Origin of the sequence: Brevundimonas sp. (assembly GCF_023259385.1) — a bacterium.
In the GTDB taxonomy this organism is placed as follows: Bacteria; Pseudomonadota; Alphaproteobacteria; order Caulobacterales; family Caulobacteraceae; genus Brevundimonas.
This window is the reverse complement of record NZ_JAHFPF010000064.1, coordinates 1-14,377: the sequence shown is the minus strand read 5'-3', so window position 1 is coordinate 14,377 and position 14,377 is coordinate 1. Positions and strand designations below refer to the sequence as shown.

Below are 14,377 nucleotides of genomic sequence, written 5' to 3'. Positions count from 1 at the left end.
GTCATGGGCGCCAAGGGCGCGGTCGAGATCATCTTCCGCAAGGAAGCCGGCGACCCCGAGGCCCTGGCGGCGCGCGAGGCCGAATACAAGGAACGCTTCGCCAACCCCTTCGTCGCGGCCGGCCTCGGCTACATCGACGACGTGATCATGCCCCACGGGACGCGGCGGAGGTTGATCAAGGCGCTACGGACGCTGAAGAACAAGGTTCAGGAGAACCCGTGGAAGAAGCACGATAATATTCCGCTCTAGTCTGTATGGCCGGACTAGGCATAATCGCCTTAGCCTGCCTGTGAAGTGCTCTGTCGGGGTTGTCGTGCCATCATCTTCCGGATTTCCCCGCCGCCTTCTCGCCCTGGCTTTCACGGCGAGCGTCTTCGCCTTCGCTCAGCCCGCCGCGGCCTGCTCGCTGGTGTCCTTTCGGGACAACGGCCAATATGTCGGCGGCGACCTGACCGCCCAGATCGCCGCCAAGGCGGATACGATCCAGATCGTCACCGTCAAGACCCGGCGCCTCGTCCACCGCACCTTCACCCAAGGCGAGTGGTATCTCCAGTTCGGCGACACCGACGTGCCGGAAGGACGTCCCGAGTATACCGACGTGTTCGCGTTCGAACTCGAACCGGTTGAGACTCTGAAGGTCGGCGGAAGCACCGTGGATTTCCTCTACGAGAAAGAGTTGCGCATCGCCGGCTATGACCCCGGTGTGTTCGGAAGCATGCCGCAAGGCGAGTCGTCGGTTCCTGCGAGTCACCCCAACAGCCTGCCTGTCTGGCTGCTTGAGCGCCCGGGCGATGGTGGATACGCCTTCATTGGGGCGGCCGAGGGCAGCGGCCTAGGCGGCGGCGAATGCGCCGAGCCCTATTTCCTTGAGGTGGGTCAGACTCTGGTGGCGCTGCGAGATTCCCTCGGGCGGCTCTACCCGGCGGATGGCGCGTTCCCGCTGCCGATCGAGGCAGAGTTCCGGCTGCCTAACGGCCGGGCGAACAAGGTCACGCTCAATATGCAGTCGCTCATTCCGATAAACGGCCCTGATGATCCCTTTCTGGGGCGTCTCCGTCTCGCGCTCGCGGCCAGCCGCCCCTGACCAACCTCCTCTTCCTCTGCTCCCGCAACCGCCTCCGCTCCCCCACAGCCGAGCAGGTGTTCGCGTCCCGCCCCGGCGTCGAGACCGCCTCCGCCGGCCTGGCGCCCGAAGCCGCCCCTCAGGGCCTTGCCGCCAGCAGGCCGGTGATCCGCTCGACCTTGTCCATCCAGTTCGCCGCGACCGGCCGCCGCCAGCCGATGACCTCGCGAATGCGGGCATAGTCGTCCGCCAGCGCGCGCGCGAAGATCGGTTCGTGATGGGCGATCCGATTGCGGAAGTGCCGGATGTGCTGGAGCGCGCCGAAGGCTCCGGCGCGGGCTGCGGGCGCCGGCGTTGCGGCCGCTATGCCGGGAAAGACGGCGTGCAGATGGGGGATCCACAGACGCGCATCCTGACCGACGGTCAACGTCTTTTCCCAGAAGGCGAAATTCAGGCTCGCGACCACCTTGCCCGTGGTCGGCTCTAGCGCGGCGACGGATCGAAGATTGGTCTGGGGGTTGTAGTGATGCGCCAGTCGCGGGACCGGCAGGCTGCGGATGAAACCGTTCGACCATGGCCAGTTCGGACCATGTACCGCCTCGATGGCCTCGACGACGCCGTTCCTGACCGCGACTTCGCAGACCTGTAACGGCACGATGAAGGCCGCCGATACCTCGAGATTCCAGTGGTAGAGTTCCAGCGCGCGCTCGACGTCATTGGCCGACGCCCTCAGATAGGTGGCGAAGCGCGGGGCCGAGATGACCACCGGCAGATCACGCAGCTCATCGGCTGTGAACATTCAGAACGGCCCCGCTGGAACCGCCATCATGGTTGACTTTTCGGGGTTCGTCAGCTATCTATACAACCAATGGCTTTGAGACACGCGGGCGCAAGCCTCCCCTCATCGTCACCGGATATATGGGAAAGCCCGTCAGCAATGGCGGGCTTTTTCCATTTGAACTGATGGCCAACCTCCTCTTCCTCTGCTCCCGCAACCGCCTCCGCTCCCCCACGGCCGAGCAGGTGTTCGCGTTCCGGCCCGGCGTCGAGACCGCCTCCGCCGGCCTGGCGCCGGATGCGGAGGAGCACTGCTCGGCCGAGCTGGTGGAATGGGCGGACATCATCTTCGTCATGGAGCGCGCCCACCGCGCCCGGCTGCAGCGCCGCTTCAGGGCTCATCTGAAGCGCGCCCGCGTCATCTGCCTCAACATCCCCGACGACTACGCCTTCATGCAGCCGGAGCTGGTGGCCCTGCTGGAGAAGAAGGTGGGGCCGTACCTCTGACCCGGCCCCACCCCGCGTCAGCCGCCCGTCAGTGACGCCAGTCCTTCCTCGGCGATGGCGCGCCGGACGCCCTGGGCGTCGCGCAGGATGCTCTCCAGCGCCAGCCGGTGGGCGACGGTCAGGGCCTGGTCGGCCGGAACCTCGACATCGGGCCGAACCCCCACGCCTTCCCAGTTGGCGCCGGTCACGGTGTTGGTGACGATCTGCATCGGGATGAAGGCGGCGAAGCCTGCGGCCAGGGGGCGGTATCCGCCGGGCGTGGCGCCGCCCCAGGTGGTCTGGCCCACCAGGGTGGCGCGCCCCATGGCCTGGAGGTCATAGGCGAATTCCTCGGCGCCGGAGCCGGTCTTGCGGTCGATCAGCACATAGACGGGGCGGCCGGTGAAGGCGGGCGTGCGGGGCTCCGCCTGGTAGATGCGGCCTTCGGCCGGCCCGTCGGGATCGAAGACGTGGACCGTGGGCGTGGGCCGGTCGACCAGGTGCCCGATGGCGTTGGCCACCCCGGCCGGCTCGCCGCCCGGCGCGCCGCGCACGTCGATGATCAGGGCGCCGGTGTCGGCCAGCATGCCCATCGCCGCCGCCATCTTCTCGGCGATGGGCGGGGCGTCCATGAACCGGTTGATCCGCAGGTAGCCGACATTGCCCGCCAGCCAGCGCACCTCGGGGATCTCCGACCCGCGCAGGCGGACTTCCTCGTGGTAGGCGGCGACCTCTTCCGGCGGCGGCGGGCCCTCGCTGAACCCGGCGATGATCTCGGGCCCCATGTAGCGGATGCGGAAATGCCGGTCGTTCACCACCGGCGCGACGCGGCTGTTGATCAGCGCCAGCAGGTCGGCGGCGGTGCGGGCGCCGCGGAACTCTCCGCGGCCTTCCATGGCTTCGATCTCCCGCGCGGCGGCGGCGCCCCGGTCGCGGAAGGCGAAGCGTTCGCGCAGCACCTGGGCCAGCGACAGGACGACGGTTCTGGTCTCGTCGGCGCTCAGGGTCACGCCGGCCGGATCGGGCGGCGGCCCCGGCTGGGCCCGGACCGCGACGGGCGTGAAGGCCAGGGCGATGACGGCCGCGCAAAGGGCCGCAAGGTGTCGGATCATGGAAGGCTCCCCTCATTAGTTTCCCAAGGCGGAGAGGCCGCGAGCCCGACGTCCGGATGCACGCGGGCCATCTTCTCCTGCACGGGGAGAAGGAGCAGTATGACCCCATGATCATCCTGCACGGCTTCGGCAACATGTTCCCCGGCGGGGTCGGCGAGACCAAGGACATGCGCATCCAGTGGGCGCTGGAGGAGATGGGGCTGCCCTATCAGGTCCGCGCCTGGGACTATCTGGGCGGCGAGACCAACGGGCCGGAGTTCTCGGCCCTCAGCCCGTTCAACCAGATCCCCGTGCTCGAGCACGACGGCCTGGTCCTGTCGGAATCCGCCGCCATCCTGATCCATCTGGCCGAGACCTCGGGCCGGCTGACGGCGTCGGATCCCGAGGGCCGCGCCCACGTGGTTCAATGGTGCTTCGCCGCCGTGGCCACCGTCTCGCCCGCCCTGTCGATGATCTCGATGTTCGACGCGGGTTTCATGGGCGCGGACCCGGCGGCCCGCGACTTCCTGGTCATGATCGGCCGCCGCTGGCTGGAGGGGGTGGAACGCCGGCTGGAGGGCAGGGCGTGGATCATGGGCGACGACTTCACCGTCGCCGACATCCTGATGGCCACCGTCCTGCGCGAAATCCGCGAGGCCGAGCTGATGGACGACTACCCCAACGTCCGCGCCTTCTACGAGCGCGCCCTGGCCCGCCCGGCCTGGCTGCGGACCCGCGAACTCTACGCCGCGCGGCTGGGCGTGGTGGAGGCCGCGTTCGGCTGATGCCGCGGGCCAACCCAGGGGCGATTTCGTTAACGACACGAAACTTTGAGTTGCGATCCGGCCGTTCGCGGCCTCCCTTCCAGTTCGCGCGTGAGGCGCATTCCAGGGAGGTCTGCATGTTGAGGAAGATCAGAAGCGTAGCCGTCGTCTCGGCCGTGGTGTTCGCCGCGTTCGGCGCCATGGGCATGAAGGCCCAGGAGTGGCCGCCCGAATGGACCGGCTATCACTACGTCTGGTACGAAGACGCGGCCAAGACCATCGTCGGCGGCGAGGTCTCGGACATCGGCTGCCGCGGCTTCGGCTCCAACATCTGGGTCCAGCGGGCCTATGTGCCGTCCGGCTACTACGACACCACGCCCATCTTCTACTGCGGCGGTTGGGGCCCCGGCCCGATCGAATAGGCGGTCATCGCCCAGACGACGTCCAGGCCGCCCGGGATCCGGGCGGCCTCTTCGTTTCCGGGGGCAGGCTTAGTGGGCGACCGCGTGGGCGGCCTGTTCGATCACATTCGCCACCGCGCGGGGCTGCGAGACATAGACCGAGTGGCTGCCGGTGCTTTCCGACACCGTGGCGCCGGCGCGGGCGGCCATCATGCGCTGGGCCGGGGGCGGGATCATGCGGTCCTCGGCGGCGACCAGGTACCAGCTGGGCTTGACGCGCCAGGCGGGGGTGGTGACCGCGCCGGCCAGGGCCTCGACGCCCCACGGCTGCTGGGAGTCGGCCATGAAGGCCGCGTCGGCCGCCGGCAGGTCGGCCGCGAACGAAGCCGCGAACTTGGACCGGTCCAGCGACAGGAAACCGTCCTGCGGCGGAAGGATCGGCGGCACGGGCGCGCCGGCCGGCGGATTGGCGATCAGGGTCGACACCGATTCACCGGCGTCCGGGGCGAAGGCGGCGATATAGACCACGCCCTCGACCTTCGGATCGGTCCCAGCTTCCGAGATCACGACGCCGCCGTACGAGTGGCCGACCAGGATCACCGGGCCGTCCATGGCGGCGATCACGCGGCGGGTCGCGGCCACGTCGTCGGCCAGCGAAGTCGTCGGGTTCTGCACGATGGCGACGTTGTAGCCGTCGGCGGTCAGCAGGTCGTAGACGCCCTTCCAGCCCGAGCCGTCGACGAAGCCGCCGTGCACCAGCACGACGTTCTTCACGGCGCCAGCCTGTTGGGCCAGGGCCCCGTCAGCGGCGAAGACAGCCCCGGCGAGGGCGGCGGAGGCCATCAGTTTGCGAGCGATGGTCATGATCGTTTCCTCTTCATGTTTATGCGATAAACATTATCGCGATAACTGTTGGGTACGCTCACCTCGGATCGTTGTCCAGATATTTTTTATCGCGATATGTATTTTCTCGCGAAAGCCCCATATTCTGGCGTGAAGGAGACTACCATGCCCAAACCCGCCGTGCCCTTGCAGGGCCAGCTCTGCTTCTCGATCTACGCCGCCGGCATCGCCATCAACCGCGCCTACAAGCCGCTGCTGGACGAGCTGGGCCTGACCTATCCCCAGTATCTGGTGCTCAGCACCCTGTGGGAGGGCGGCCCCCACACCGTCGGCGGCATCGCCGAGCGCCTGGATCTGGAGCCCAGCACCATCACCCCCCTGGTCAAGCGCATGGAGCAGGCCGGGCTGGTCGACCGCCGCCGCAACCCCGACGACGAGCGCCAGGTGGTGGTCGGGCTGACGCAGAAGGGCCAGGATATGGAATCCCGCGCCGGCTGCCTGCTGGACGAACTGCTGAACCGTTCGGGCCTGACGGTCACCGAGCTCATGGACCTGAACGTCAAGGTCCGGGGGCTGGCCGACGCCGTGGCGCGGTCGAAGGACGGGGACGTCTGAAGGGGTTCGCTATGACGCGACTAGGTTGACCGCCACCATAAGTCCCATCGCCGCGCCGAAGGTCCCGATCGACCAGAACCAGGCGCGCGGGCGCGTCACGCCCGCCACCTGCATCAGCCACCGGTGCTGGATGACCAGGTACCAGACGGTCACGATCAGCACGACGGCCACCCCCGCCAGCGTCGTCCACTCCCGCGGGTCGCGCACCCCCAGGGTGGCCAGGCTGATCAGCATCGCGGTGGCGCCGGCCAGGTAGCATTGCGAGAAGAAGGGCGTGCGCAGGGTGTCGCGGTCGATCTTGCGCCCCGACAGCTTCAGGAAGGTCCAGGCGAACAGCAGGGGGCTGAGGCTGAAGATCAGGGCGCGATAAGCCAGCAGGTTCTGGTCGTTGCCCGTGATCATCTGGCCCAGGGCGGTGTGGCCGACGCCCTCGACCCGAAAGCCGAACGCCATCTCGATCCCGTGCGCCAGCAGGATGCTCAGCACCAGGAACAGCGGCGGGCTCAGCGTCTCCAGATACTGCTGGTCCGGCTTGTCGCGCTGCTCGCTGTCCGAATAGCGCATGGTCTTGAGCGGGTGACGCAGGGTCATGAACAGGGTGCGCGGATAGAACAGCAGCCACGACATGACCTCGTAGAGCAGCTCCTCGACGGACCTCAGGATTGTCAGGACGTTCATGGGGCCGCTCCCGGTCATGGCCGCCAGCTTACCCCCGAACGGCGGCGCGTCCATTTCTGACGTCCGGACCCGCTAGGCTGCGGCTTCGGGTCTTTGACAACCAAGCCTCACGGACGCATCGGACGCTTCGGACGGTGTTTTCCATCCGCACTCTTCGCACCCGTTTTTTTTCAGCGCGCGGCGCCGTCTCCCTCGAACGCCGTGATGATCGGGCAGGGACCCGTCCGGCCGTCGCCGCAGGCCTCGGCCAGCCGGGTCAGCGCCGCCCGCGCCGTCTCCAGCTCGGCGATCCGCGCGTCCAGCTCGGTCAGCCGCGACTGCGCCAGCTCCCGCGCCCGGGCCCTGTCGTCGCTCGCGTCCAGCGTCAGCAGTTCGCCGATCTGCTCCAGGGTGAACCCCGCCGCCTGGGCCGAGCGGATGAAGCGCAGCCGCCGCACCGCCGCGGGGCCATAGCGCCGCGTCCCGCCGCCCGACCCGCCGGTCTGCGGCCGTTCCGGCGTCTCCAGCAGGCCGCGCCGCTGATAATAGCGCACCGTCTCCACCCCCACGCCGCCGGCCTGCGCCAGCCGGGCGATGGTCATCTCGCGGGACGTTCCCGACATCGCTTGACTCCGTACCATGGTCCGGAACCTACATGGGGCGGGTCCGCTTTGAGGCAAGGAGATTTCCGCCGATGTCAGCCCCCCGATCCGCCGGCCCGAAGACCGCCGTCGTCTACCGCATGGTCATGCCCGACCACGTCTGTCCCTACGGGCGAAAGGCGCTGTGGCTGCTGAAGAGCAAGGGGTTCACGGTCGAGGACCGCCACCTGACCACCCGCGCCCAGACCGACGCCTTCAAGGCCGAGCACGGGGTCAAGACCACGCCCCAGACCTTCATCGGAGGCGTCCGCATCGGCGGCTACGACGACCTGCGCCGCCACTTCGGCCAGCGCGTGCCCGAGCCTGGCGCGACCAGCTATGTGCCCGTCCTGGCCGTCTTCGCCGTGGCCCTGCTGATCGCCCTGCCCATCGCCTGGCTGAAGGACGGCCCGGTGCTGGCCGGCGTGATCCCGACCTTCATCGCCGTGGCCATGTGTCTGCTGGCGATGCTGAAGCTGCAGGACATCGAGAAATTCTCGACCATGTTCCTGAACTACGACCTGCTGGCCCAGCGCTGGGTTCCCTACGGCTATGTCTATCCGTTCGCGGAGCTGGGGGCGGGCGTGCTGATGCTGGCGGGCGTCCTGACCTGGTTCTCCGCGCCGCTGGCGCTGGTCATCGGCGGGATCGGCGCGGTCTCGGTATTCAAGGCCGTCTATATCGACAAGCGTGAGTTGAAGTGCGCCTGCGTCGGCGGATCGTCCAACGTCCCGCTGGGTTTCGTCTCCCTGACCGAGAACCTGATGATGATCGCCATGGCCGTCTGGATGCTGGCCTTTATGCACTAGACCATTTTTGCTTCAGGTCGGAACGACCTGAATCCAAAAAATGGTCCAGATTCAAACTCGAGCGAAATCTGATCCGAGGTGGACTGTGTCCAACTCAACCGATTTCGCTCTAGGGCGTGAAAAGGAGACGGGTGGCGAGAATCAGCGCATCTCTAATGCACGTATAGCGAGTAATCGCGGTTTCTGGATCCTGACGAAAGGAGCAGGGCCCATGTGGATGCGAGGACTGGAAGGCGCGGTGCGCGTGCGTTGCCCGCATTGTTTCGAGGCCGACTGGCGCACCCGGATCGAGCTGGACGGTTGTCGCCCCTTCACCTGCTACATGTGCTTTTGGCGCAGCGACAAGCCGCTGCCCGCCCGGGGCCTGATCGAGGGCTGCACGACCCGGCTGGCGCACATGTCCGGCGCCGTCCGCGGCCTGTTCCGGCGACGGGACAATGAGGGCGGCGCTCGGGTCTGAGGCCTCAGATCAAGCGGCGCAGCCCGGCCCGCAGGGCGTCGCCGCCGTCGCCCAGCTCGGCCTCGACCGCCGCGTGCTCGGCGATCCACACCGGCGTCGTCCGGGCCAGCAGGTCGCGCCCGGCGTCGGTCAGGGCGATGCGGCGTCCGCGCCGGTCCTCGGGATCGACGGTGGTGGCCACCAGGCCGGATCGCTCCAGCGGCTTCAGGTTGGCCGTCACCGTCGAACGGTCCATGGCCAGGGTCTCGGCCACCTGTCCGACAGTCGGCGGGGAGGGCCGGTTCAGGCTGTTCAGCAGCGAGAACTGGCCGCTGGTGATCCCGTGCGGGCGGAAGGCCTCGTCGAACCGCCGCGACAGCGCCCGCGCCGCCCGCTGCGCATGCAGGCACAGGCAGTGGTCGCGGATATGCAGGGTCGTCGCGAAGGGATGCACGGCGTTTGACATGGCTTCTGATATGTTGATATCAACCTATTCGTCAATGACGACGGTGCGGACAGCGCCGCGAACGCGTGGAAGGAACGCCCCATGATCCAGGTCACCGCCTTCAAATGGGTGCCGCCCTTCGCCCAGGGCTCGGTCCGCGACATCCGGGTGCGCTGGGCGCTGGAAGAGGCCGGGCTGGGCTATGACGACCGGCTGATCGGCTTCGAGGACCAGGCCACGCCCGAGTATCGGGCCATGCAGCCCTTCGGCCAGGTGCCCGCCTATCGCGACGACACCGTCGAGATGTTCGAGAGCGGCGCCATCGTGCTGTGGATCGCCCAGAACTCGGACCAGCTGATGCCCGCCGACGACGCGGGCCGGGCCATGGTCATGACCTGGCTGTTCGCGGCCATGAACAGCGTCGAGCCCTTCGTGGCCGAGCTGGCGGGCATCGATCTGTTCAACGCCGACAAGGACTGGGCCAGGGCCCGCCGGCCGGAGGTCGAGGCCTTCCTGCGCAAGCGGCTGGGCGACCTGCAGACCGCCCTGGGCCGGCGCCGCTGGTTCGCCAACGACCGGTTCAGCGCCGCCGACATCCTGATGACCCATGTCCTGCGCGACCTGCGCCACACCGACATCCTCGCCGACTTCCCGGCCCTGGCCGACTATGTCGCCCGCGCCGAGGCCCGTCCGGCGTTCAAGCGGGCGCTGGCGGACCAGCTGAAGCCCTTCAGGGCGGCGGAGGCGAACAATCCGGCGCTGGCCGGGGGCGTCTGACGTGGCGCGTCTCGTCTTCGGAATGAACCAGTCGTTGGACGGCTATGTCGACCACGACGCCTTCGGGCCCGACGACACGCTGTTCCGCCACTTCATCGACCAGGTGCGCGAGCAGGCCGGCAGCCTCTACGGCCGCCGCCTGTACGAGATCATGCGCTACTGGGACCACGACGATCCCGCCTGGTCGCCCGAGAACCGCGAGTTCGCCGAGGCCTGGCGCGCCCACCCCAAATGGGTCGTCTCGCGCTCGCTCACCTCGGTCGGTCCCAACGCCACCCTGATCTCGGACGACGTCGAGGCGGCGGTCCGCAAGCTCAAGACCGAGCTCGACGGCGAGATCGAGGTCGGCGGGCCGGAGCTGGCGCGCAGTCTCGGCGACCTGGGTCTGATCGACGCCTACCGGATCTATCTGCATCCCGTCGTCACGGGAGGCGGCAAGCCCTATTTCGCCGGCCCCCGCCCGCCGCTCCGCCTCGTGTCGCATGAGCGCATCGGCGGGGAGGCCATCCAGCTGACCTACGTCCCGGCCTAGCTTCCGACCAGCGCCTCGCGCTCTTCGGCGGTCAGCATGCGCCACTTGCCCTCGGGCAGGTTGTCCAGCTTCAGCGGGCCGATGCGCACGCGGATCAGGTCGACAACCTCCAGCTCGACCATTTCGCACATGCGCCGGATCTGGCGGTTGCGGCCCTCGCGCAGGATGAATTTCAGCCGGTGCGACTCCATCCGGCTGACGTAGGCGGGGCGCAGCTGGCGGCCGTCCAGCATCAGGCCGTGGCGCAGGATCTTCAGCTTCTTCTCGGTGATGTCGCCCGCAACCCGGACCAGGTATTCCTTGTCCAGATCGGACTCCGGCCCGATCACCGCCTTGGCCACCACCCCGTCGGACGAGAGCAGCAGCAGGCCGCGGGAGTCCTCGTCCAGCCGCCCGATCGGGGGCAGGGAGATGTCGCCGGGGACCTCCCCCGGGCCGATCAGATTGCCCGCGCTCAGCAGGCGGATGGCCGGCAGCTTGTCCGGCTCCGGCTGGCCCGAGACGTAGCCGACCGGCTTGTGGATGACGACGGTGATGCCCTCGGCCAGCTGGGCCGTGGCCTTGTCGCTCAGCGTCAGGGTCTGGCCCGTCTCCAGCTTGCGGCCGGCGTCCCGCACGACCTCGCCGTCGATGGACACCAGGCCGTCGGCGATCAGGGCGTCGGCCTCGCGCCGCGAGCAGACGCCCGACTGACCCAGCCACTTGTTGATCCGGACCGGCTCGGCGCCGTCGTAGGTCCTGGTCCAGGCCATGTCAGAGCGCCCGGAACAGAAGCATGATGTTGTTGGCCGGCATGGCGATCCTTTGGGTGGGGGCGAGGCCCGCGGCCTTGGCCTCGGCGATGACCAAGTCGCTATCGCGCAGACCCCAGTCGGGATTGCGGCGCTTCAGGTCGGCGTCGAAGGCGGCGTTGGACGGGGCTATGTCCACCCCGGCCTCGCGATAGGGGCCGTACAGCGCCAGCAGGCCGCCCGGGCGGCGCAGGGCGCGGCCCGCCAGCCGCATCAGGCCCTCGGTCGCGGCCCAGGGGCTGATGTGGATCATGTTGATGCAGATGACGACATCGGTCTGCTCCGTCGGCCAGCCCGCCTCGTCCAGCATGTCCAGCGCCTGCGGGGGCTCCAGGTTGGGCAGCTTCGCCTGGGCGGCCCAGGCGGCCATGCTGGCGCGGGCCTCGGGCGACGGATCGCTGGGCGTCCAGGTCAGGCCGGGCAGGGCGCCGGCGAAGGCGACGGAGTGCTGGCCGCTGCCGCCGGCGATCTCCAGCACCCGGCCGCGCGCGGGCAGGTGCGCCTTCAGCACCTCCAGAATCGGCCCGGCGTTGCGGACCGAGGCCGGGGAGGCGAGGGCCCCTTCGGGAGTCGGGTTCAGGGCGTCCATCGTCTGCATGGCGCCGGATACCCCGGCGAGGCCCGGATCGCGACCGGAAATATGCAGGCCGCCGGTCGCCGCCGCCTCGCGAGAGGTTGAAACGTGCATCGGTTGACGGGCCTCCGGCTTCGGTGTCATTGCCGCTGAAACACTGCGTGAACGCACGCAAGGGAAGCCACGGCGGCATCAGATCGCCGGGCCAGGACGGTTCAGGAGACCCGCGTGACCCAATCGATCCCCGGCCTTTACCCGGCCCCGACCAACCATGCCGGCCTCGTGGCCTGGGTGGAGCAGATCGCGGCGCTGACCAAGCCCGCCCGCGTCCACTGGTGCGACGGCTCCGAGGCCGAGAAGGCCGAGATCGTCGCCGACCTGATCGGCAAGGGCACGCTGAAGGCGCTGGACCCGGTCAAGCGCCCGGGCAGCTACTACGCCGCTTCGGACCCCAAGGACGTGGCCCGCGTCGAGAGCCGCACCTTCATCTGCTCGGCCGATGAGATCGACGCAGGCCCGACCAACAACTGGGCCGATCCGGTCGAGATGCGCGCCCGTATGGACGGCCTGTTCGACGGCTGCATGGCCGGCCGGACCATGTATGTCGTGCCGTTCTCGATGGGCCCGCTCGGCTCGCCGATCAGCGCCCTGGGCGTCGAGATCACCGACAGCGGCTATGTCGCCGTCTCGATGGGCATCATGACCCGCATGGGCCAGCCCGCTCTGGACGTGCTGGGCGAGGACGGCGTCTTCGTGCCCGCCGTGCACACCCTGGGCGCCCCGCTGGCGGACGGTCAGGCCGACGTGCCGTGGCCCTGCAACGAGGACAAGTGGATCGTCCACTATCCCGAGACCCGCGAGATCTGGTCCTACGGTTCGGGCTACGGCGGCAACGCCCTGCTGGGCAAGAAATGCTACGCCCTGCGCATCGCCTCGGTCATGGCTCGCGATGAGGGCTGGCTGGCCGAGCACATGCTCATCCTCAAGCTGACCGATCCGAAGGGCCGCGCCAAATATGTCGCCGCCGCCTTCCCCTCGGCCTGCGGCAAGACCAACCTGGCCATGCTCCAGCCGACGCTGGACGGCTGGAAGGCCGAGACCATCGGGGACGACATCGCCTGGATGCGCTTCGGCGACGACGGCCGTCTGTACGCCGTGAACCCGGAAGCCGGCTTCTTCGGCGTCGCCCCGGGCACCAGCCGCAACACCAACCAGAACGCCCTGGCGACCCTGGCCTCGAACACCGTCTTCACCAACACCGGCTTGACCGACGACGGCGACGTGTGGTGGGAGGGCCTGTCCAAGGAAGCCCCCGCCGGGATGACCAACTGGAAGGGCGCGCGCCACGACCCGGCCTCGGGCGAGCCCGCCGCCCACCCGAACGCCCGCTTCGCCGCCCCGGCCCACCAGTGCCCGACCATCGCGCCCGAGTGGGAAGATCCCAAGGGCGTGCCGATCGACGCCATCCTGTTCGGCGGCCGCCGCGCCAGCGCCGTGCCGCTGGTGACGGAAGCCTTCGACTGGGAGCACGGCGTGTTCATGGGCTCGTCGGTCGCCTCGGAAGGCACCGCCGCGGCTGAGAACGCCATCGGCGAGCTGCGCCGCGATCCGTTCGCGATGCTGCCCTTCTGCGGCTACAACATGGGCGACTATTTCGCTCACTGGCTGTCGATGGGCGGCAGGACCGACGCCGCCAAGCTGCCGCGCCTCTACTTCGTCAACTGGTTCCGCAAGAACGAGGACGGCAAGTTCGTCTGGCCGGGCTTCGGCGACAACGCCCGCGTCCTGAAGTGGATCGCCGAGCGGCTGGACGGTGAAGCCACCGCCGTGGACACCCCGGTCGGCCGCGTGCCGTCGGCCGAGGCGCTGGACCTGTCGGGCCTGAGCCTGACCGACGCCGACCTGGCCACCCTGCTGGACGTCGACGCCGAGGTCTGGGCCGAGGAAGCCGCCCTGATCCCCGCCTTCTACGAGAAGTTCGGCGATCGCCTGCCCAAGGCCCTGTGGGACCAGCACGCGGCCCTGACCGCCCGCATCGACGCCCACCGCGCCGCCGCCATCGCGGCGGAGTAGCAAACCCAAACGGCGTCCCGCGCTCAAGCAGCGAGCGACCGCGCGGCGAGCGATAGCGCCTCTTGCAAAAGAACCACGAGGGGTCGATCTGACCCCTCGTGTCTTCCTCCCCTGATGTCATCGTCATCGGCGCCGGCGTGCTCGGCCTGTGCAGCGCCGCCGAACTGGCCGCGCGCGGTCATGCCGTGACCGTGCTCGACCCCGGCGGTCCCAATGCGTCGTCCGCGGCGGCGGGGATGATCGCCCCGGCGATGGAAAGCCTGATCGACGGCCTGTCGCCGGCCCATGCGGCCCTGCTGAAGCGCGGGCGCGACCTGTGGCCCGCGTTCGCCGGGCGAAGCGGCCTGACCCTGGTCCTGGACGGCGCGGCGTGGCGCGGGCCGGATCCGGACGCCGCCGTCGCCCGGCTGCACGCCCTCGGCTTCGCGGCGCACAGGGAAGGCGAAGGCCTGTTCACCCCCGACGACTGGCGGATCGAGGCCCAGACGGCGCTGGCGCAACTGTCCGACGTCCCCGGCGTCACGCGCGTCGCGGCGACTGTCGCGGGTCTGTCCCGCGAGGGAGAGGCGTGGACGGCGGTGGCCGCCGACGGACGCCGC

Annotated in this window: 20 protein-coding genes; 12 read left to right on the top strand and 8 right to left on the bottom strand. The window is 68.9% G+C overall.

Translation table 11 applies throughout. The features are described from left to right. A partial coding sequence (locus Q0C81_RS06840; protein ID WP_291835468.1) for a carboxyl transferase domain-containing protein occupies positions 1-249 on the top strand: 249 nt, incomplete at its 5' end. 64 nt (positions 250-313) lie between these two features. Next, positions 314-1,084 (top strand): hypothetical protein, encoded by a 771-nt coding sequence (locus Q0C81_RS06835; protein ID WP_291835464.1) that lies wholly within the window; start codon positions 314-316, stop codon positions 1,082-1,084. Positions 1,085-1,202: 118 nt separating this feature from the next. Here Q0C81_RS06835 and Q0C81_RS06830 read toward each other — a convergent pair whose 3' ends face one another. After that, entirely contained in the window at positions 1,203-1,862 is a 660-nt protein-coding gene (locus Q0C81_RS06830; protein WP_291835461.1) for a hypothetical protein, read from the bottom strand. A 164-nt stretch (positions 1,863-2,026) separates the two neighbouring features. Here Q0C81_RS06830 and Q0C81_RS06825 point away from each other — a divergent pair, with 164 nt between their 5' ends. Continuing rightward, the gene (locus tag Q0C81_RS06825; protein WP_291835458.1) at positions 2,027-2,347 is read left to right on the top strand and encodes a low molecular weight protein tyrosine phosphatase family protein; all 321 of its coding nucleotides are present in this window, start codon (positions 2,027-2,029) and stop codon (positions 2,345-2,347) included. 17 nt (positions 2,348-2,364) lie between these two features. Here the strand turns inward: Q0C81_RS06825 and Q0C81_RS06820 are convergent, their stop codons facing one another. Further along, entirely contained in the window at positions 2,365-3,438 is a 1,074-nt protein-coding gene (locus Q0C81_RS06820; protein ID WP_291835455.1) for a S41 family peptidase, read from the bottom strand. 107 nt (positions 3,439-3,545) lie between these two features. Here Q0C81_RS06820 and Q0C81_RS06815 point away from each other — a divergent pair, with 107 nt between their 5' ends. Together Q0C81_RS06815 and Q0C81_RS06810 are read left to right on the top strand one after the other, a co-directional pair. Further along, positions 3,546-4,202, top strand: coding sequence for a glutathione S-transferase family protein (locus Q0C81_RS06815; RefSeq protein ID WP_291835451.1), 657 nt, complete (start codon positions 3,546-3,548; stop codon positions 4,200-4,202). Between the two features lie 116 nt (positions 4,203-4,318). Next, positions 4,319-4,603 (top strand): hypothetical protein, encoded by a 285-nt coding sequence (locus Q0C81_RS06810; RefSeq protein ID WP_291835448.1) that lies wholly within the window; start codon positions 4,319-4,321, stop codon positions 4,601-4,603. A 69-nt stretch (positions 4,604-4,672) separates the two neighbouring features. On the opposite strand, the gene Q0C81_RS06805 is transcribed toward Q0C81_RS06810, so the two are convergent. Beyond that, a complete protein-coding gene (locus Q0C81_RS06805; RefSeq protein ID WP_291835445.1) occupies positions 4,673-5,446 on the bottom strand; it encodes an alpha/beta hydrolase in 774 nt (257 codons plus the stop codon). 144 nt (positions 5,447-5,590) lie between these two features. Here Q0C81_RS06805 and Q0C81_RS06800 point away from each other — a divergent pair, with 144 nt between their 5' ends. After that, positions 5,591-6,040, top strand: coding sequence for a MarR family winged helix-turn-helix transcriptional regulator (locus tag Q0C81_RS06800; RefSeq protein ID WP_291835442.1), 450 nt, complete (start codon positions 5,591-5,593; stop codon positions 6,038-6,040). Between the two features lie 9 nt (positions 6,041-6,049). Here the strand turns inward: Q0C81_RS06800 and Q0C81_RS06795 are convergent, their stop codons facing one another. Together Q0C81_RS06795 and Q0C81_RS06790 are read right to left on the bottom strand one after the other, a co-directional pair. After that, positions 6,050-6,718 carry a hypothetical protein gene (locus Q0C81_RS06795; RefSeq protein ID WP_291835439.1) on the bottom strand — a complete coding sequence of 223 codons (669 nt, stop codon included), beginning with the start codon at positions 6,716-6,718 and terminating at the stop codon, positions 6,050-6,052. A gap of 170 nt (positions 6,719-6,888) precedes the next feature. Further along, positions 6,889-7,320 (bottom strand): MerR family DNA-binding protein, encoded by a 432-nt coding sequence (locus tag Q0C81_RS06790; protein ID WP_291835436.1) that lies wholly within the window; start codon positions 7,318-7,320, stop codon positions 6,889-6,891. 71 nt (positions 7,321-7,391) lie between these two features. Between Q0C81_RS06790 and Q0C81_RS06785 the strand changes: the two genes are divergently transcribed. Further along, a complete protein-coding gene (locus Q0C81_RS06785; RefSeq protein ID WP_291835434.1) occupies positions 7,392-8,147 on the top strand; it encodes a MauE/DoxX family redox-associated membrane protein in 756 nt (251 codons plus the stop codon). Between the two features lie 211 nt (positions 8,148-8,358). Beyond that, on the top strand, positions 8,359-8,607 hold the full coding sequence (locus tag Q0C81_RS06780) for a hypothetical protein (protein WP_291835431.1): 249 nt from the start codon (positions 8,359-8,361) through the stop codon (positions 8,605-8,607). Positions 8,608-8,611: 4 nt separating this feature from the next. Here Q0C81_RS06780 and Q0C81_RS06775 read toward each other — a convergent pair whose 3' ends face one another. Continuing rightward, positions 8,612-9,052, bottom strand: coding sequence for a MarR family winged helix-turn-helix transcriptional regulator (locus tag Q0C81_RS06775; RefSeq protein ID WP_291835428.1), 441 nt, complete (start codon positions 9,050-9,052; stop codon positions 8,612-8,614). Between the two features lie 81 nt (positions 9,053-9,133). On the opposite strand from Q0C81_RS06775, the gene Q0C81_RS06770 reads away from it, so the two are divergent. Both Q0C81_RS06770 and Q0C81_RS06765 read left to right on the top strand, forming a co-directional pair. Further along, a complete protein-coding gene (locus tag Q0C81_RS06770) occupies positions 9,134-9,808 on the top strand; it encodes a glutathione S-transferase family protein (protein WP_291835424.1) in 675 nt (224 codons plus the stop codon). Between the two features lies 1 nt (position 9,809). Beyond that, on the top strand, positions 9,810-10,340 hold the full coding sequence (locus Q0C81_RS06765) for a dihydrofolate reductase family protein (RefSeq protein WP_291835421.1): 531 nt from the start codon (positions 9,810-9,812) through the stop codon (positions 10,338-10,340). On the opposite strand, the gene Q0C81_RS06760 is transcribed toward Q0C81_RS06765, so the two are convergent. Together Q0C81_RS06760 and Q0C81_RS06755 are read right to left on the bottom strand one after the other, a co-directional pair. After that, positions 10,337-11,092 (bottom strand): pseudouridine synthase, encoded by a 756-nt coding sequence (locus Q0C81_RS06760; RefSeq protein WP_291835418.1) that lies wholly within the window; start codon positions 11,090-11,092, stop codon positions 10,337-10,339. The two genes, Q0C81_RS06765 and Q0C81_RS06760, sit on opposite strands and share 4 nt — an antisense overlap. A gap of 1 nt (position 11,093) precedes the next feature. Beyond that, on the bottom strand, positions 11,094-11,819 hold the full coding sequence (locus Q0C81_RS06755; RefSeq protein ID WP_291835414.1) for a DUF938 domain-containing protein: 726 nt from the start codon (positions 11,817-11,819) through the stop codon (positions 11,094-11,096). A 114-nt stretch (positions 11,820-11,933) separates the two neighbouring features. On the opposite strand from Q0C81_RS06755, the gene Q0C81_RS06750 reads away from it, so the two are divergent. Together Q0C81_RS06750 and Q0C81_RS06745 are read left to right on the top strand one after the other, a co-directional pair. After that, positions 11,934-13,778, top strand: a complete 1,845-nt coding sequence (locus Q0C81_RS06750; protein WP_291835411.1) for a phosphoenolpyruvate carboxykinase (GTP) — start codon at positions 11,934-11,936, stop codon at positions 13,776-13,778. 98 nt (positions 13,779-13,876) lie between these two features. Beyond that, the coding region (locus Q0C81_RS06745; RefSeq protein WP_291835409.1) for an FAD-binding oxidoreductase at positions 13,877-14,377 on the top strand (501 nt) is incomplete at its 3' end.